Genomic DNA, 17,537 nt, shown 5'->3' with positions numbered 1-17,537 from the left:
AGCCCGTTACTGAAGCGTGATGATGAGATCGGAGACGCGCCCACGGGCAGCGGCGGTCTTTGCCGGGTCGATGGTCCAGGCCTTCAGCTCGCCGAGTTTGACGGAGTCCGGATGGTGGGCGATGGTCGTGCGCGTGGCATAGTCGCCGGGAACGTTGAACGGCTCGAAGCCGGCACCTCCCGTCGGCGTGTCGTCGCCGAACATGAAGTCGATCAGCAACCGGGCGGCGGCCGGATGCGGCGCCTTTTCGGCAATCGTCAGAACGGCCGGAAACAGGATGCCGTTGGCGGGCTCGACATTGTTGGCGACTTGCAGTGCCCAGCCTTCCTTCTCATTGTCACGCCGGTCCGAATAGGTGCCGAAGCCGACGGGAGGGTTCTTGGCAGTGGCATCGCCGACGGACTTGTTGAGCACGTCGCTATTGGGGACGAGGATCAGGTCGTTGGCAAAGAGGTCCTTGATGAACTGCTCGCCGGCGCCCTGAAGATCGGCATCAACGGCAATGTCCTTGCCGAACTGCGCCTTGTAGGCCGCGGCCATCTCATCCGGATGGAGCGCAATCTCCGTCAGGAGGTCGAGCAGTTCGCCGCGCTGGCTCGGATCGACCATCAGCACCTTGCCCTGCCACTCCGGCTGGGTCAGCTGCCACAGGTTGGTAACCGGTGAACCCCCGGGAAAGGCTTTCTCGTTGTACATCAGCACCTTGGTCGAAAGACGCTGGGTGAGCAGCGGCCCCTTGTAGCGATCGTCGATCTGGGCGGCGACGCGCGGCGGCACATAGTTGACGATGCGCTTGGCTTCGAGAAGCTTGCTGAAGACGACGGGCGTGTCGGCGATATAGAGCACGTCGACCGCATGAACGCCTGCCTGCTGCTCTGCCTCCAGACGCGCGATCTGCTTTGTCGAGCTCATGTCGAGGCCGATCAGGTCGACGCCCGGATAGGCCTCCTCGAAGGCTTTCTCGATCTTGGCGATCCGGCTCGACAACGAAAAGACGGTGACGCTGCCTTCCTTCTGCGCAAGCGGCAGCAGTTGTTCGGGCGTCATGCTATCCAGATCTGTCGCCATTGCTGCCGTGGGCAGCACGACACAGGCCGCAAGTGCGGACTTCATCAGTCGCTTCAACATGGTTTCCTCCTCCATTTTCCCCAGTCAATCGAAGTCGTTGAACAGCTCCGACAGTTTCTCCAGCCTGCCGATCACCTCACGCTCATGCCTGCCGGCGATCGTCAGGACGATGCCGTTGACGATGGCAAACGGGATGGTCGGAGTCTGAAACTCGCTTCCCGAACGCCCCCGCGGCGCCGCCAGCATCAGATCCGCAACCGGCTCCATCAGCGGGCCGGCAAGGTCCGAAATCAAAATCGTTCGCGCGCCGACGCGCCGGGCATGCTGCACCAGCGGCGCATAGCTTTGCGGCTGCTTGCGAAAGGCGAGCGCAATGACGACGTCGCTCTTGTCCATGCTGACCATGCGCTCGGCGATGTCCCGGCCGCGGCCGGTGAGCGCGATCGTCGTCATGCCGAACCGGTCGAGGCGGCGCTGCAGGAAGCCGGCGACGGACTGCGCATGCCCCTGGCCGAATACGAACACCCGGCGCCCTTCGAAGATCATGTCGGCAGCCAGGTCCACATCACTTTGCGGCACCGAGCGCGCGAGCGTTTCCAGGGCTGAAATCTCTGCGGCAATCAGATCGGTCAGATAATCGCCGTGCTCGACCTTGGCGACCGAGCGGCGCATGCGGGTCGCGGCATCCTGATCATCAAGCACCTCGCGCTGCAGCTGTGCGCGCAGATCCGGAAAGCCGCGGTAACCCAATTTCTGCGCCAGACGGGTGACCGTCGCCTCATGAACACTGGCCCGCTGCGACAGCTGCGGGCCGGACAGAAAGGCAGCCTCCGCCCGGTTGTCGAGCATCGTGGCGATCAGCTTTTGATCGGCCTCGGTCAGCCTTTTCGATTGTGCCTTTATGCGATCAATGAGTGTCATGGCGCTCTACAAGTTTCTTTGCATGACGCATCGTTCAAGCAAATCAACTTGCAGTCAAGGCAACGCCCGCAAGAATCTTTGCAAGAGCCTGCAAAGCAAGGAGCGGCACTTGAGAAACAGTCGATTTTCGGGGGTTTCCCGACAATATAAGGCGAATTTCGGACCAAAAATGACACCGGACTGCCGCTTCCGACAGGGCCGGACGCAATCCCGAAAAATCTTTGCAAAGGTCCGCAAAGGCATTGGCACCGTCATGCCTTCAGTGAAAATGCTCCGGGCGCCGTTCTTGGTAGGTAGGTCATGGAAGTGAACCTGCGCAATGCGCTTGCCATTTCAGCGGCGGCGATATCGCCATCCTGTTCCAGAGCAAGATCTCGCTCATCCTCTGGGTTCTCGCGATCGCGATGGCCGTGCTGCCGCTTGTCGCGGGAAGGCGTTCAAGGTCTCGGGCGCTGGCACATGCCGCCAGCGCCCGAGATGCCTAAAAACGGTCACCTGCTGGTCGCTTCAACACGCGATGGCGGCCAGCACTGAAAACCTCGCGGGAAGCAGGAACATCACTGACGACGGCGTCAACAAGCCACCCCTTCGCACCGTTCAGGCCTCGAAATCGCCGAACACATCCTGCAGCCGCGTCAGCATGCCGACCCGTTCGCTGACCTCGTCACCCAGGACGACGATGATGTTGCTGAGCATCAGGTCCATGACGGCAATAGTCGTGGCAGCACCATCCCACAGGGGGCCATGCGAGCCCGGGACCACAAGGCAGATATCCGACACCTCTGCTGCCCAGGGGCAATATTCGTCGGTATAGAGGATGACCTTGACGCCGGCCCGGCGCGCTTCCATTGCGAGCGGCTTCGCCTTGGCCGCAAAGCGGCGCACATCGTGCAGGAAAAGCACGCGGCCTTCCACCGAACCGTCGAGCAGTTCCGAATAGGTGCCGTTCAGACCGTCGACGAACTGCACCCGCGGGCGGGTATAGGAGAGCTGGCTGGCAAAATACTGGGCGATGCCGCGCACGTTCTGATAGGCGGCGACATAGACTTCGCTGGCGCCAATCAGCGCATCGATCGCCTGCTGCCATTCCGGCGAGGTGGTCAGCTCGTAGACCATTCCGAGATTGTTGATCTGCTCCTGGATCAAGCCTGCAAGCAGCTTGCCCTCGCGAATGTCTTCGCGCAGCCGGTCGACCGGTCCTTTCACCTGCCAGGCCGGATTGGAGCTGCCGCGCCGCAGTTCGTGCTTCAACTGGTCGAGGCCGTCGAAGCCCATGCGCCGGAGGTAGCGCCCGACGGTCATCGGCGACAGTTCGAGACGACTGGCGATCGACTTTGCCGTTTCGAACGGGATTTCCGCCAGATTGCGCTCGATGTAATGGGCAATCAGCTTGTCGGATTTCGACCGCCTGAGTTCCTCGCTCTGCACGAGCTTCAGGATTCGTTGTGCCACGTCCCCTCCCCGGAGATACTTCCGCCCGCTGACAGCGCCGCGCGCGCTGTAACGCTTTCAACTTGCTGCAGGCGGGCGGAATTGCCGATCTTTGCCGCCTTTACTGCGCCGTCTTCACCTTGGTCCAGACACGATCGAGCTGGCGCACGCCGGAGCCCAGGTCCTCGAAGATCTGGAGCCTTTGCATCGTTTCGGGCGTCGGATTGATCTCCTTGCTATTCTTGATCTGGTCGGGGGTCAATTGCCGCGCCGGCACGTTGGCGGTGCCGTTGGTCTGCTGGGAGACGTTGAGTGCTGCCACTTCCGGACGGGTGTAGAACTGCAGGAACTTAATGGCGTTATCCTTGTTCGGCGCGGTCTTCAGGACGCAGATATCCTCCTGGTACATGGTCGCGCCTTCCTCGGGGATCACGTAGCCAAGGTCCTTCTGGTTGGCAAAGACGTCGACCATCGCGCCGACGAAGAAATGACCGGCGGCGACGTCGCCGGACTGCACCATCGGCCGGGTATCGTAGGTGAAGGCAGCGACGTCAGGTTTCATCGCGATGATCGTATCGGCCGCCTGCTGCAGCTCGGCGGGGTCGGTCGAGTTGACCTTGTGGCCGTTGAGGATCAAGCCCACGGCCAGAACCTCGCGCATGTCGTCGAGCAGGGTGAACTTCAGCCCCTTTTCCTTGACGGTCGCAATCAGGTCCTTCCAGCCGACGACGTCCTTGCCCAGGACCTTGCGGTTGTAGACGATGCCGACGGTTCCGAAGGCGTAGGGCAGGCAAAACTCGCCCTTGGGGTCGCTCTTTGCCCTCAGGAACGCCGGGTCGATGTTCTTGAAACCTTCATAGGCATTGATGTCGGTCTTCTCCAGAAGGTCGAGCTTGGACATGATGTCCTGCATGTGCACCGACGGAAAGACGACGTCATAGCCGGTCGCGCCGCCCTGGATCTTCGCCAGCATCTCCTCGTTGGAGGAATAGGTGGAGAGGTTGACCTTGATCTGGGTCTCCTCCTCGAACTTCTTCAGGACCGCCGGATTGATGTATTCGCCCCAGTTGTAGATGTTGAGCTCGGCGGCATGGCCGAGGCCGGTCATGGCGATCAAGGCGGACAGCGAGAATGCGGCGGCCCGTGCGGGGCCGAAGAGTTTGGCCCTGGTCGCCCGGACGACGCGGCTTGCTTTCGTCATAGATAGTCTCCTCTGATGGTTCGTGGGGACTTGCGCCCCCAGGATCGGACCGTTCCCTGGTCCTTGCCGGCTCCGGCTTCTGCGGCCGTTGACACCGATGAGTAAATGGTATCCATATATCCAAAACGCACAAGCGTTATTTAAATAACATTTTGGGGAATGACAGATGCAGGATTCCATTGTCCGGCTGGAGGGGGCGAGTAAAGCCTTCGCCACTCCGGAAGGCGGGAGCGTGACAGCGCTTGATGCCATCGATCTTCAGGTGCGGCGCAACGAGTTCCTCACGCTTCTCGGACCATCCGGATGCGGCAAGACCACGTTGCTGCAGGCGATCAGCGGCTTCGTCGAGCTCGACGGCGGACGCATCCTGATCGACGCGGAGGACATGACCGACAGGCCACCCTATCGCCGCCCCGTCAACACCGTCTTCCAGAACTACGCGCTCTTCCCGCATATGACCGTCGGCGAAAACACAGCCTATGCGCTGGAGGTCGCCGGCGTCGCAAGGGCCAAGCGCCGCGACCAGGTGGCAGCCGCGCTGAAGATGGTGGGCCTTGAGGGCATGGAGGGCCGGCGCCCGCGCCAGCTTTCCGGCGGCCAGCAGCAACGCGTGGCTCTTGCCCGCGCCATCATCGCGCGTCCGAAGTTGCTTTTGCTCGACGAGCCGCTGTCGGCCCTCGACAAGAACCTGCGCCAGGCCATGCAGATCGAGCTGAAGACACTGCAGCACGAGCTCGGCATCTCCTTCATCTTCGTAACGCACGATCAGCAGGAGGCTCTCACCATGTCGGACCGCGTTGCGGTTCTTTCCGGTGGGCGCATCCAGCAACTCGATACGCCACGCGCGATCTACGACCATCCGGTCAACAGTTTCGTCGCCACCTTCATCGGTGCAAGCAATCTCTTCGACGGCCGGATCGATGGCGATCGGTTGATGACCAGCGACGGCACGGAAATCCGCCATCGGCGAACGCCGTCAGCGGCATCGGGTGCAGCGACGGCGCTGATCCGGCCCGAGCAGTTCTTCCTCGCCGATGAAGCCGAGCCCTTTCCCTGTCTCGACATCGACCTGGAAGCCATCGTCTTCGTCGGCTCGACGTTCGAGCTGTTCGGCCGCACACAGGCGGGCAGAAAGATCGTCGCCGAGATCCCCGCCGGCCGTCGCAGCCTGATCGGCGACATCGAGCGGACGCGCCGCGCCCGGCTCGCCTATGACCCGGCAGCCGTACACCTCATTCACCCTTGCGCGGAGGCGTGACATGTCGATCGCCATTCGCCGCCGCGTCCAGCTCGCCGTCCTGCTCGGTCCCGTTTCCCTGTTCCTCGCCGTCTTCTTTCTCGGTCCGCTCGCCATCATGATGGTCACGAGCTTTCTGGCGCCAGGCCTCTACGGTGGCGTGGAATGGACCTTCTACCCGCACAATTTCGGCCGCATCCTCGGCTTTGCAGATCCGATGTTCGAGGATTTCGATCCTGTTTATATCGCCATCTTCATCCGCTCGGTGAAGATCGCCGCACTCACCGTCATTGCCGCTTTGCTGGTCTGCTATCCCGCAGCCTTCTGCATCGCCCGCCTGTCAGAGCGATGGAAGAACTTCTGCCTGTTCCTCATCACCTTGCCCTTCTTCACCAGCCTGATCGTGCGGCTGTTTGTCTGGGTGCTGATCCTGCGCCAGACCGGCCTCGTCAACGAGATGCTGCTGTCGACGGGACTGATCGCCCGGCCGCTGGACCTGATCTATACGGACGGCGCGATCATCCTCGGCATGGTCTATGTCTTCATCCCGTTCATGTTCATGCCTGTTTATGCCAGCGTCGAGAAGCTGGACTGGACGCTGGTGCGTGCCTCGCTCGATCTCGGCGCCGGGCCTATCCGCACATTCTGGCGCATTATCCTACCGCTGACGGCTCCCGGCATTGCCGGCGGCGCGATCATCGTCTTCATTCCGGCGCTCGGCAATTTCGTCGTCCCGGCCATTCTCGGCGGCGCCAAGGTGATGATGCTCGGCAATCTCATCGAGCAGCAGTTCCTGGCCGCCCGCAACTGGCCGTTCGGCTCGGCGCTGGCGATGATGGTCATGAGCGTGATGCTGGTGCTGCTGCTCGTCTATGTGCTCGCGTCTAGCCGCCGCGGCACCGACGCAGCACTTGCTCGCTGAGGTCCCCCATGAAGATCGCTCAATCCCTCTTCCGCGGAAGCCTGCTCGCCTACACCGCCCTCTTCTTCGCCTTCATCTACATCCCGCTGGTGGTGATCGCCGTCTATTCGTTCAACGCCAACCCGGTCAACATGATGACCTGGACCGGCTTCACCACCGAATGGTACGCCCAGGTGCTCGGCTTCAAGACGACGATCTCCGAGAACGCGCTCTATATCGAATCGACCGGCCAGCTTATTCAGGCGGTGTGGAACAGCCTCGTCATCGCCACCTCCACGACACTGATCGCCACCGTCTTCGGCACGGCAATCGCAATCGGCCTCTACCGTTTCGACTTTCTCGGCCAGCGCTTCTACCGGGTGATCATGTTCATGCCGATGCTGATGCCCGACATCGTGCTCGGCATCGCGCTTTTGATCTTCTTCGTCAATTCGGGGATCAGCCTCGGCCTGACGACGATCGTCATCGGCCAGTGCACTTTCCTGATTTCCTATGTCTTCATCGTTGTCTCAGCGCGGCTGGCCGGCATGGACAGAACACTCGAAAACGCCTCGGCCGACCTCGGCGCCGACGAATGGACGACCTTTCGACGGGTGGTGCTGCCACAGCTCCTGCCCGGCATCGTCGGCGGCGCGCTGCTCGCCTTCATCATCTCGATGGACGATCTGGTGATCACCTATTTCATCGCCGGCGTCGATGTGACCACGCTGCCGATGTTCATCTTCGCCATGCTTCGACGCGGCATCAAACCGGAGATCAATGCGATCGCGGTGATGATGCTGACCTTCTCCTTCGTCGTCGCCTCTCTCGGCCTCTACCTCCGCTCCCGGCAGAAATGATCATGGACAACAAACGCAAAACCGTCTCTCAAACGCGCGCCCGGGACCTCGGCTTGCCATTCACGGGCCGGACCGGCCCCTTCAACGCCATCACTGACGTCGCGGGGATTGCCGTCGGCTTCCACACTATCTCAGAAGACGTGCCGCGACCGGGCCGCAAGCGCCCGGTCAGAACCGGGGTCACCGCCATCCTGCCGCATGCGGGCTCGGCCGTGCCCGTCCCGGTTTATGCGGGCGTGCATCGCTTCAACGGCAACGGCGAAATGACCGGCACTCATTGGATCGAGGATGGCGGCTTTTTCCTCGGCCCGGTGATGATCACCAACACCCATGCGGTCGGCATGACCCATCACGCCACGATCAAGTGGATGCTGGAGCGCTATGCCTCCACCTATGACAGCGACGATTTTCTCTGGATCATGCCGGTGGTCGCAGAGACCTATGACGGTGTGTTGAACGACATCAACGGCCAGCCCATCGGCGAAGCCGAGGTCCGGGCAGCGCTCGACGCCGCCGGCGGCGGACCTGTTGAGGAGGGGAATTGCGGCGGCGGAACCGGCATGATCGCCTATGGGTTCAAGGGCGGCACCGGCACCGCATCGCGGATCGTCGAGTTTGGCGGGTGTGATTACACGATCGGCACGCTGGTGCAGGCAAACCATGGCCAGCGGGACTGGCTGACAATCTGCGGCGTACCGGTCGGCGAACACATGCGCGACTGCACGCCGCAGAGCCAGATGCAGGAGCGCGGGTCGATCATCGTCGTGATCGCCACCGATCTGCCGATGGCCCCGCATCAGTTGCAACGCCTCGCCCGTCGCGCCTCGATCGGCATCGGCCGCAACGGCACGCCCGGCGGCAACAATTCCGGCGACATCTTCCTGGCGTTTTCGACCGCCAACCCGCAGCCGATGGCGCACCGCGCTCCGCCGCGCCTCGCGCTTGAGATCGTCAATGACGAAATGCTCGATCCGGTCTATCTGGCAACGGTCGACACCGTCGAAGAGGCGGTGGTCAACGCCATGATCGCAGCGGAAGATTCAGGCGGCACCGTCCATGACCGGTTCAAGATCGAAGCCATCAGACATGAACCGCTTCTCGAGGTCATGCGGAAGTACGGGCGCTGATGCGGTTCCCCTGTGTTTCCCCGCCCAGATTGCCGACCAAGGCAGCTTCGATGCCGTGGCTTTTTCGGCGCGCTTCTACCGGCTTAGGTTTTGTCGGCGACGCCGCACTGGCAGACGAGGGTAACGGCTGGCTCTTGGTTCCGTTACAATCCCTGAACGAACCGTATGATGGCAGTGCTGACATCATCGGGCCGCTCCTGCGGCACCCAGTGCCCACAGTCGGGTAGGAAGATGGTATCCACCAGCTTTGGCACCAGTCGCGGCATCTCGGCGATGATCGCGCGCATGCCGGGAATGGCCAATCCGGTATCGCGTTCCCCCATCAGATATACTGCCGGAACGTCGACGAGCTTTCCCTTCAGGCAGGATTGCAGTGCCCAATTCCGATCAAGATTGCGGTAGTAGTTCAGCCCTCCGGAAAAGCCGCTTTGCCGGAAAGCGTGCACGAAATTCTCGAACTCTGAATCGCCGATCCAGTCCGGAAGCTTTGCGGGGACAGGAAGGCTGGCCAGCAAACCGTCGCGTTTCGACACCATGCCGAAGGGATTTGGCGTCTTCTCGTCGTCGCGCGGTCCGGCCTCGCCGGACGCGGCAAACATCAGTTTGCGCAGCGTCAACGCCACATCCCGTTCGAACTCGGCTTCGGCGACACCTGGCTCTTGAAAATAGAGCGCATAGAGCAGTGCATCCGCGGTTTTCGGGAAAATCTGCGTCGGTGGGACCGGCGGTTGCGACATCATCGGCACGCCGATGGCCACGACGCCAGTGAAGCGGTCAGGTCGCAGCAGCGCCGCCTGCCATGCGACGCTCGCGCCCCAGTCATTGCCGACAATGATCGCGTTCTCGACGCCGAGCGTATCGAGCAGCCCGACCATGTCGCCGACGAGATGGAAGAGCGTGTATTGATCGACCTCGTCAGGGCGGCTGCTCTTGCCATAGCCGCGCATATCCGGCGCGATGGCATGAAATCCGGCGGCGGCGAGGGCGGCAACCTGCTGTCGCCACGCATAAGCGGTTTCCGGAAAGCCATGGCACAACAAGACCGTCGGCCCTTCGCCCGCCTCCAGGAAGTTCAAACGAATTCCATTCGCGTCTACGAGGCGCTCCTGCATCTCTTCTCCAAACAGTTCCGCGATCGGGCTTCGAACGAAACGATATCGCTACAGAAATCACAACCCGTGCCCTTGTCCGCTTCATTCCTATGCGCAACACAATATGTTACGAACATCGACAGGTCAATAATTCATAACAAATTAAGTTACACATAGGAGTGGTCGATGCCACAGGACAACCGCCTTTCAAGAATGCTGCATGTGCTCGTTCACATGCATCTGCTCGGCGGCACCGAAACGTCGCAGACGATCGGCTTGATGCTCTCCACCAACCCGGTGGTGGTCCGTCGCACGATGGCGGCACTCAAACGGCATGGTATCGTCGGCTCGGAAGGCGGGCCTGGTGGCGGCTGGCTGCTGACCCGCGGCGCGGAAGAAATATCCGTTCTCGATGTCCACAAGGCGCTCAACGACAAATCCGTCTTTTCGCTGGGGCTGGCCGCCGATCATGCAGGATGCCCCGTTGAGCGGGCCGTCAACGCGCATCTGTCAAAAGCGTTCTTGGCGGCGGAAACGGTGCTCAACGACGAGTTTGGCAAGCTGACTTTGGCGCAGATTACCCGGGAATTTACGGCAGCGCACTAAGCGCGCCCGACGAACCTTGGGGCCTAGAGCGTTTCCGATTTAGACGGAACCGCACAAACGCCGCGCCCCCCCAACCCGGATATGAATATTAGGCCCAGTTAAACAACGCGACAACGTGGCAAAAAGGGGCATGTCGCACGTCCACTCAGCGCGTCACGAGCCTATCCCGCCTGCCTGAACTTGCGTCGATTGCGACCGAGAGCGATCGACTCCGCCGCCTCGATGATCGAGTCCGTATCGATGCCGAAATGCGCATAGAGGTCGGCGATCGTGCCCGTCTGCCCGAAATGCTCGACGCCGAGTGAGACGGACCGGTGGCCATGCACCGATCCAAACCAGCCGAGCGTGGCGGGATGACCATCCGTCACGGTAATGATTTCGCAGGTATCGGATAGCGGCGCCAGCAGCGCCTCGATGTGGCTTTCGGCGCTGTGGTGGCCATGACGACGGGCACGCTGTGCCGCAGTCCAGCCGGCGTTGAGCCGGTCGGCGGACGTCACCGCCAGCACCGCGACATCGCGGTGACGTTCCGCAAGTCGCCCCGCCGCCATCAGCACCTCGGGGGCGACGCAACCTTGATAGGCCAGCACCAGCTGGGTGTTCGGTCGCGGTTCGCGCAGCCAGTAGGCACCGTCGATCACGCCCTGGCGGAAGGCCGCATCCTCGCGGCGCTGCATCTGTTCGAGCGGACGGGTCGTCAACCGAAGATAGACGGAACCACCAGTCGTATCGCGCAGCCAGGTCCGTTCGTCGTGCACGGCATCGCCATCGCGCTGCATATAGTCGAAGGACCAATCCATGATCACAGAGAGTTCGTCGAGATAGGCAGGCTCAAAACTGGCAAGCCCATCCTGGCTCATGCCGATCAGCTGCGAGCCGATCGATTGGTGAGCGCCGCCTTCCGGCGCCAGTGTGACGCCTGACGGCGTGCCGACGATCATGAACCGTGCATCCTGGTAGCAGGCGTAGTTCAACGCATCGAGCCCGCGCGCCACGAACGGATCGTAGACGGTGCCGATCGGAAGCAGGCGTTCACCGAACACCGAATGGGAAAGGCCGGCCGCCCCCAGAAGCAGGAAGAGGTTCATCTCGGCAATCCCGAGCTCGATATGCTGACCGCCGGGACCGAAGGCCCATTTCTGCGCCGAGGGAACCTTCTCGTCGCGGAACGTGTCGGCCTGCATGTCGCGGGCGAAAAGGCCACGCCGGTTGACCCAGGGGCCGAGATTTGTCGAGACGGTCACGTCAGGCGCCATCGTCACGATGCGGGCGGCAAGCGCATCGTCACGCTGCGCCAAAGCATCGAGGATCTTGCCGAACCCCGCCTGGGTGGAAAGTTCGCGGTCATCGAGCAAAACCGGCCCGGCCGATGGCACGGGTTCAGACGTGAACCGCCTTGTGCCCTGGGCAAAGAACGGCACGCTCTTCAAAAAGGTCTTCGCGGCCCCGGCATCGGCGACTGCCGCAAACTCCTCCCATTCCTCGCCGACCCTGACGCCGATCTTCTGCTGGAAGTCCTGCATCTGTGCCTTGGTCATCAGGCCGGCATGGTTGTCCTTGTGCCCCGCCAGCGGCGTTCCCCAGCCCTTGATCGTATAGGCGAGAAAGACCGTCGGGCGATCATGGTCGATACTGGCAAAGGTCTCGGCAAGCGTCTGGATGCAATGGCCGCCGAGATTGCTCATCAACTCTGAAAGCTCGTCATCGCTGCGCGAAGCCAAAAGCTTGCTGACATTCCCCTGATCGCCGATCTCGTCCTGCAGCCGCTTGCGCCAGGCGCCGCCGCCCTGGAAGGTCAAGGCCGAATAGAGCTGGTTGGGGCAACGGTCGATCCAGGCGCGCAGCGTCTCGCCACCGGGTTCCTTGAACGCCGATTGCTGCAAGGCGCCATATTTGACGACCTTCACGTCCCAGCCGAAAGCGGTGAAGATGGCTTCTATTCGCTGCCACAGACCCTCGCGAACGACACCATCGAGGCTCTGACGGTTGTAATCGATCACCCACCAGGTGTTGCGCAGATCGTGCTTCCAGCCCTCCTGCAGGCACTCATAGATATTGCCTTCGTCAAGCTCGGCATCGCCGACGAGCGCGATCATGCGACCGTCGCTGCGCTTTTGCGCCCAGGGCTTCGAGGCGATGTAGTCCTGGATGATCGAGGCGAAGGCCGTGATGCCGACACCGAGGCCGACGGAGCCGGTCGAAAAATCGACATCGTCGACATCCTTGGTGCGGCTGGGGTAGGATTGCGCGCCGCCGAAGCCGCGGAAATTCTGCAGCTTCTCGCGCGTCTGGTTGCCCATCAGGTACTGAATGGCGTGGAAGACAGGCGCGGCATGCGGCTTGACGGCAACGCGATCCTCCGGCCGAAGGATGTGGAAGTACAGCGCCGTCAGGATCGAGGTGATCGAAGCGGAGGACGCCTGGTGCCCGCCGACTTTCACCTCGCCTTTTTCCCGAATGTGATTGGCGTTGTGGATCATCCAGCATGCGTGCCAGAGAACCTGCCGCTCCAGATCCTTCAGGCATTTCAGCGTGGCGGTCGAAAGAATCTGCTCTTCCATGTCGGCTCCTCCCAGAACCCGGAAACGCTACACCCAGCGACGCGAAATATCCGATCTATCTTTGTTGGAATTTTTGCCGATTCCGACAATACTGACCGCCGAAACGCCATTTTTGGAAATTTCATGCCGAAGAAGACGCCAAGCTTTGACGCCGCGACCATCCGTATTCTCGATCTCTTGCAGCAGAACGCCGAGATCAGCACGGCCGAGCTCGCCGATGCAACCGGACTGTCCGCCTCTCCCTGTTGGCGGCGGGTCAACGAACTCAAGGAGAGTGGGGTCATCAAGGGTTCGGTCGCGCTCGTCGACGCCTTCGCCCTTGGCCTTGCGGTCAACGTGTTCGTGCACGTCTCGCTCAAGCAGCAGGACCGCGCCTCGCTCGATGTCTTCAGCACTGCCATCAAGACCAAGCCGGAGATCGTCGAATGTTACCTGATGACGGGCGAGTCGGATTACATGCTGCGCGTCGTCGTCGAGGATCTGATGAAATATCAGGCGCTCGTCGTCGATTTCCTGACGACAATCCCTGGCGTCTCCAGCATCCGTTCGAGCTTCGCGCTCAGCCAGATCAAATATACGACCGCGTTGCCGACAGAGCACCTGCGCAACGCCTGAACATGCTTTGTCGGGCTATTCCTGAGTTTTGAGGTAGCTCAACACGGCATCGGCGATCAGCCCCTTGTGCCGTTGCATCGTCTCCGGCTCGCAAAGGTCACGGCGGAAGATCGTGCCGAACGTGTAGCGGTTCGAGACACGGAAGAAGCAGAACGCGCTGATCAACATGTGCACGTCGATCGGATCTGCCTTGCGCTGGAACACACCTTCGGCAACACCGCGTTCCAGAATGCCGGCAATGGTTTCAATAACCGAGACGTTGAGATCGCGGATCGCTTCCGAGCGCATCATATGGGCGGCGCGATGGATGTTTTCGATGCTGACCAGCCGCACGAATTCCGGGTTGGCCTGATCGTGGTCGAAGGTGGTTGAAATCAGGGTGCGCAACGCAGCCTCGGGCGCGAGGCTCGACAGTTGCAGATCGGCCTCCAGCGTCCGGATCTTGCGGTAGGACCGCTCGAGTACGGAGAGATAGAGCCCCTCCTTGCTTTCGAAATAGTAGTAGATCATCCGCTTGGAGGTTCGGGTCTTTTCGGCGATCGCGTCGACTCGGGCGCCTGCGAGACCATGGGTCGCGAACTCGTCCGTCGCGACGATGAGGATGTCCTCCTTCGTGCGCTGTGGATCGTTCTTGCGTCCGTTCTCTGCTCGCGCCGCCATGCCCAGTTGCTTCCTCACCCTTGATTTTCAACGAGAAACGGCCGTGGCCGTCACGCATTGGCCGCAGCTCCACTCCGCGTCCTGCCCAAAGTCTTATTGGGCTTGCCGGTTTCTTTCAAGACATGCCGCTTGACATTCGAACTAGTTCGTACATTTTGAAACGGCATCCTGGTCGCTTGGAGGAGAGATCGGCATGCCAGCCTTGCGCACGTGGATGTCCTGATCGATGACGCATGTCACAGACCGCAAGTCGCGGTTGATCGCCTGGGAGGAGCGAAATGGTGAGGATAATCGAATTCTGCTTCCTGATGCTGAAGGTCGCCATCGCGCTTCTACTTGCGGGCATGGTCGTGCTGGTCTTCGGAAATGTCGTGCTGCGTTACGCCTTCAACACGGGCATCACCTATTCCGAAGAACTGTCGCGCATCTTCTTCATCTGGCTGACCTTTCTCGGCGCCGTCATTGCCATGCGGGAACATGCCCATCTCGGCGTCGACTCGCTGCTGCGCCGATTGCCGCCGCTCGGCGCGAAGGTCGCCATTCTCTGCGGTCAGGCACTGATGCTGGGCGCAACATGGCTGATGATCAGCGGAAGTTGGACGCAGACGCTGATCAATCTGCATGTCGCAGCACCGGCGACCGGCATTTCCATGGGCTTCTTCTACGGCGCCGGCCTCGCCTTCGGCATTCCCGCCTTTCTGATCATCCTCTGGGACGCGTTCTGCGTGCTCACGGGTCGCATCGATGTGGCGACGGCCGAGTTCGTGCGTGACAGCGAGGATCAGGCCGTCCTCGACGACCACCCGACTCCTTCGCTCGCCCAACCCATCGCAAAGCCCTGAGGAGACGACGATGACCGTTACGATTTTCCTCGGCGCTCTGCTTGGTCCGATGGCCCTTGGTGTGCCGATTGCCTTCGCGCTGATCGTCAGCGGCGTCGCGCTGATGATGTATCTCGGCCTCTACGACGCCCAGATCGTTGCCCAAAACGTACTGAACGGCGCCGACAGCTTCCCGCTGATGGCTGTGCCCTTCTTCATGCTCGCCGGCGAAGTAATGAACACCGGCGGCCTGTCGCGGCGCATCGTCGATCTTGCCATGGCCTTGGTCGGCCATATCCGCGGCGGGCTCGGCTTCGTCGCCATCTTCGCCGCCTGCATCATGGCGAGCCTCTCCGGCTCGGCCGTCGCCGATGCCGCAGCGCTCGGCGCGCTTCTTTTGCCGATGATGCTGAAATCCGGCCACGACCCGGCCCGTGCCGGGGGTCTGCTCGCCTCGGCCTCGATCATCGGCCCGATCATTCCGCCGTCGATCGGCTTCATCCTCTACGGCGTCGTCGGTGGCGTCTCGATCACAAAGCTGTTCCTTGCCGGCATTTTCCCCGGCCTGATGATTGCAGCTGCCCTCTGCGTGACCTGGCTGATCGTGTCGCGCAAGGAGCAGCATCAGCTGCCGCCACGCCAAAGCGGCGCCATCAGGATGAAGACCTTCATCGACAGTCTCTGGGCGCTCTTCCTACCTGTTATCATCATCGTCGGGTTGAAGTTCGGCGTGTTCACGCCGACGGAAGCCGGCGTCGTCGCCGCCGTCTACTCACTGTTCGTGTCGATGGTGATCTATCGCGAGCTGCCGCCGGCCAAGCTGTTCCACGTTTTCGTGGCAGCGGCGAAGATAACGTCCATCGTGATGTTTCTGGTTGCCTGCTCGGCCGTCTCTGCCTGGCTGATCACGGTTGCCGACGTCCCCGGCGACCTCGCCGCCCTGGTCGAGCCGCTGATGGACAACCAGACGCTCCTGCTTTTGGCGATCATGGTGCTCGTCGTCGTGGTCGGCACCGCCATGGACATGACCCCGACCATCCTGATCATGACGCCCGTGCTGATGCCGATCATCAAGCAGGCGGGCATCGATCCGGTCTATTTCGGCGTGCTGTTCATCATCAACAACTCGATCGGCCTGATCACGCCGCCGGTGGGCACGGTGCTCAACGTCATCTGCGGCGTTTCCAAGCTGAAGATGGAAGACCTCATGAGGGGGGTCATGCCGTTCCTGATCGCCGAGCTGATCGTCCTGTTCCTGCTCGTCTTGTTCCCGCAACTGGTGACCGCGCCGGTCTCCTGGTTTGCGCGATAGGCCCAAAAAAACACATGCAGAGTTCAACCGGCCGGTGGGAGAACCCGGCCAAATCTGGGAGGAAAACATGTTCAACCGACTGATGAAAATGGCGCTCGGGCTCGCCGTGCCGGTAGCGCTGATCGCAGCGAGCCCGGCGCTGGCCGAGATCCGCGAGCACCAGCTCAAGTTCGCCGCCGCCAACAACAAGGGCCATCCCCAGGTGATGGGCATGGAGAAGTTCGCCGAACTGGTGAAGGACAAGAGCGGCGGCAAGATCGAGGTCAAGCTGTTTCCGGGCGGCGTGCTCGGCGGCGACGTGCAGACCGTATCGGCGCTGCAGGGCGGCGTGATCGAAATGACAGTTCTGAACGCCGGCATCCTGGCAAGCAACGTCAAGCAGTTCGGCGCCGTCGATCTCCCCTTCCTGTTCAACAATGGCGAAGAGGCCGACAAGGTGATGGACGGACCCTTCGGCACCGGCCTAGCCGATCTCTTGCCGGATACCGGTCTCGTTGGGCTGGGCTATTGGGAGCTCGGTTTCCGCAATCTCACCAACAATCGCCATGCGGTCACCAAGCTCGAGGACATCAAGGGCCTGAAGATCCGCACGATCCAGTCGCCGATCCCGATCGAGCTCTTCAACAATCTCGGCGCCAATGCCGTGCCGCTGCCCTATACCGAGCTCTATACCGCGCTCGAGACCGGGACGGTCGACGGCCAGGAAAATCCGGCCGCAAACATTCTCAACGCCAAGTTCTATGAGGTGCAGAAGTACATGACGGTGACCCGTCACCAGTACAATCCGCAGATCGTGCTCATCAGCAAGAAATTCTGGGACGGTCTCAACGACGAGGAGAAGGCAGTGTTGCAGACCTCGGCCACCGAGGCCCGCGACTATCAGCGCCAGGTCTCGCGCGAGTTCGACGCCAAAGCGATCGCCGACATCAAGGCGACCGGCATGGAAGTCAGTGAGCTTTCGCCGGAGGAAACCCAGAAGCTGCGCGACGCCGTCAAGCCGATGATCGAGAAGTTCAGCGCCGAAATCGGTCCCGACACTGTCGCAGCCCTGTTCAAGGAGCTTCAGACGCTTCGCGGCCAGTAAGCCTGCCGCCGGCCCGCTTTTATGCGGGTCGGCAACCAACC

General features: G+C 61.4%; 16 protein-coding genes. 9 read left to right on the top strand and 7 right to left on the bottom strand.

The window, feature by feature from the left end; all coding sequences use genetic code 11:
• Positions 1-6 precede the first annotated feature (6 nt).
• From IB264_RS08175 to IB264_RS08160, 4 genes are all read right to left on the bottom strand, one after another.
• Positions 7-1,125, bottom strand: coding sequence for an ABC transporter substrate-binding protein (locus tag IB264_RS08175; RefSeq protein ID WP_025429370.1), 1,119 nt, complete (start codon positions 1,123-1,125; stop codon positions 7-9).
• Positions 1,126-1,152: 27 nt separating this feature from the next.
• Positions 1,153-1,989: a MurR/RpiR family transcriptional regulator gene (locus tag IB264_RS08170; protein ID WP_082571696.1), complete on the bottom strand. Its 837-nt coding sequence runs from the start codon at positions 1,987-1,989 to the stop codon at positions 1,153-1,155.
• Between the two features lie 597 nt (positions 1,990-2,586).
• Positions 2,587-3,441, bottom strand: a complete 855-nt coding sequence (locus tag IB264_RS08165; protein WP_025429372.1) for a MurR/RpiR family transcriptional regulator — start codon at positions 3,439-3,441, stop codon at positions 2,587-2,589.
• A gap of 100 nt (positions 3,442-3,541) precedes the next feature.
• Positions 3,542-4,621 (bottom strand): spermidine/putrescine ABC transporter substrate-binding protein, encoded by a 1,080-nt coding sequence (locus IB264_RS08160; protein ID WP_025429373.1) that lies wholly within the window; start codon positions 4,619-4,621, stop codon positions 3,542-3,544.
• Between the two features lie 166 nt (positions 4,622-4,787).
• Here IB264_RS08160 and IB264_RS08155 point away from each other — a divergent pair, with 166 nt between their 5' ends.
• The 4 genes from IB264_RS08155 to IB264_RS08140 are packed head-to-tail and all read left to right on the top strand — an operon-like array spanning position 4,788 to position 8,746.
• Positions 4,788-5,879 (top strand): ABC transporter ATP-binding protein, encoded by a 1,092-nt coding sequence (locus IB264_RS08155; protein ID WP_057222803.1) that lies wholly within the window; start codon positions 4,788-4,790, stop codon positions 5,877-5,879.
• A 1-nt stretch (position 5,880) separates the two neighbouring features.
• Positions 5,881-6,780 carry an ABC transporter permease gene (locus tag IB264_RS08150; RefSeq protein ID WP_057209942.1) on the top strand — a complete coding sequence of 300 codons (900 nt, stop codon included), beginning with the start codon at positions 5,881-5,883 and terminating at the stop codon, positions 6,778-6,780.
• Positions 6,781-6,788: 8 nt separating this feature from the next.
• Positions 6,789-7,619 carry an ABC transporter permease gene (locus IB264_RS08145; protein ID WP_057209943.1) on the top strand — a complete coding sequence of 277 codons (831 nt, stop codon included), beginning with the start codon at positions 6,789-6,791 and terminating at the stop codon, positions 7,617-7,619.
• Between the two features lie 2 nt (positions 7,620-7,621).
• Positions 7,622-8,746, top strand: a complete 1,125-nt coding sequence (locus IB264_RS08140) for a P1 family peptidase (protein ID WP_057222802.1) — start codon at positions 7,622-7,624, stop codon at positions 8,744-8,746.
• A 143-nt stretch (positions 8,747-8,889) separates the two neighbouring features.
• On the opposite strand, the gene IB264_RS08135 is transcribed toward IB264_RS08140, so the two are convergent.
• The gene (locus tag IB264_RS08135; RefSeq protein ID WP_057222801.1) at positions 8,890-9,858 is read right to left on the bottom strand and encodes an alpha/beta fold hydrolase; all 969 of its coding nucleotides are present in this window, start codon (positions 9,856-9,858) and stop codon (positions 8,890-8,892) included.
• A 165-nt stretch (positions 9,859-10,023) separates the two neighbouring features.
• On the opposite strand from IB264_RS08135, the gene IB264_RS08130 reads away from it, so the two are divergent.
• Positions 10,024-10,443 carry an Rrf2 family transcriptional regulator gene (locus IB264_RS08130; RefSeq protein WP_107027415.1) on the top strand — a complete coding sequence of 140 codons (420 nt, stop codon included), beginning with the start codon at positions 10,024-10,026 and terminating at the stop codon, positions 10,441-10,443.
• Positions 10,444-10,604: 161 nt separating this feature from the next.
• On the opposite strand, the gene IB264_RS08125 is transcribed toward IB264_RS08130, so the two are convergent.
• Positions 10,605-13,004 (bottom strand): transketolase, encoded by a 2,400-nt coding sequence (locus tag IB264_RS08125; protein ID WP_057222799.1) that lies wholly within the window; start codon positions 13,002-13,004, stop codon positions 10,605-10,607.
• A gap of 123 nt (positions 13,005-13,127) precedes the next feature.
• Here IB264_RS08125 and IB264_RS08120 point away from each other — a divergent pair, with 123 nt between their 5' ends.
• Positions 13,128-13,619, top strand: a complete 492-nt coding sequence (locus tag IB264_RS08120) for an Lrp/AsnC family transcriptional regulator (RefSeq protein WP_025429380.1) — start codon at positions 13,128-13,130, stop codon at positions 13,617-13,619.
• A gap of 15 nt (positions 13,620-13,634) precedes the next feature.
• On the opposite strand, the gene IB264_RS08115 is transcribed toward IB264_RS08120, so the two are convergent.
• The gene (locus IB264_RS08115) at positions 13,635-14,279 is read right to left on the bottom strand and encodes a TetR/AcrR family transcriptional regulator (RefSeq protein ID WP_057222798.1); all 645 of its coding nucleotides are present in this window, start codon (positions 14,277-14,279) and stop codon (positions 13,635-13,637) included.
• Between the two features lie 278 nt (positions 14,280-14,557).
• On the opposite strand from IB264_RS08115, the gene IB264_RS08110 reads away from it, so the two are divergent.
• The 3 genes from IB264_RS08110 (at position 14,558) to IB264_RS08100 (ending at position 17,496) form a co-directional block, all read left to right on the top strand.
• The gene (locus IB264_RS08110) at positions 14,558-15,121 is read left to right on the top strand and encodes a TRAP transporter small permease (protein WP_025429382.1); all 564 of its coding nucleotides are present in this window, start codon (positions 14,558-14,560) and stop codon (positions 15,119-15,121) included.
• A gap of 10 nt (positions 15,122-15,131) precedes the next feature.
• Positions 15,132-16,412 (top strand): TRAP transporter large permease subunit, encoded by a 1,281-nt coding sequence (locus IB264_RS08105; RefSeq protein ID WP_057222797.1) that lies wholly within the window; start codon positions 15,132-15,134, stop codon positions 16,410-16,412.
• Positions 16,413-16,479: 67 nt separating this feature from the next.
• The gene (locus tag IB264_RS08100; RefSeq protein WP_057222796.1) at positions 16,480-17,496 is read left to right on the top strand and encodes a TRAP transporter substrate-binding protein; all 1,017 of its coding nucleotides are present in this window, start codon (positions 16,480-16,482) and stop codon (positions 17,494-17,496) included.
• Positions 17,497-17,537 lie beyond the last annotated feature (41 nt).

The organism is Ensifer sp. ENS11 (assembly GCF_014851895.1).
GTDB lineage: Bacteria > Pseudomonadota > Alphaproteobacteria > Rhizobiales > Rhizobiaceae > Ensifer > Ensifer canadensis.
The sequence above is the reverse complement of the archived record's forward strand: the minus strand, read 5'-3'. Positions and strand labels throughout refer to the sequence as shown.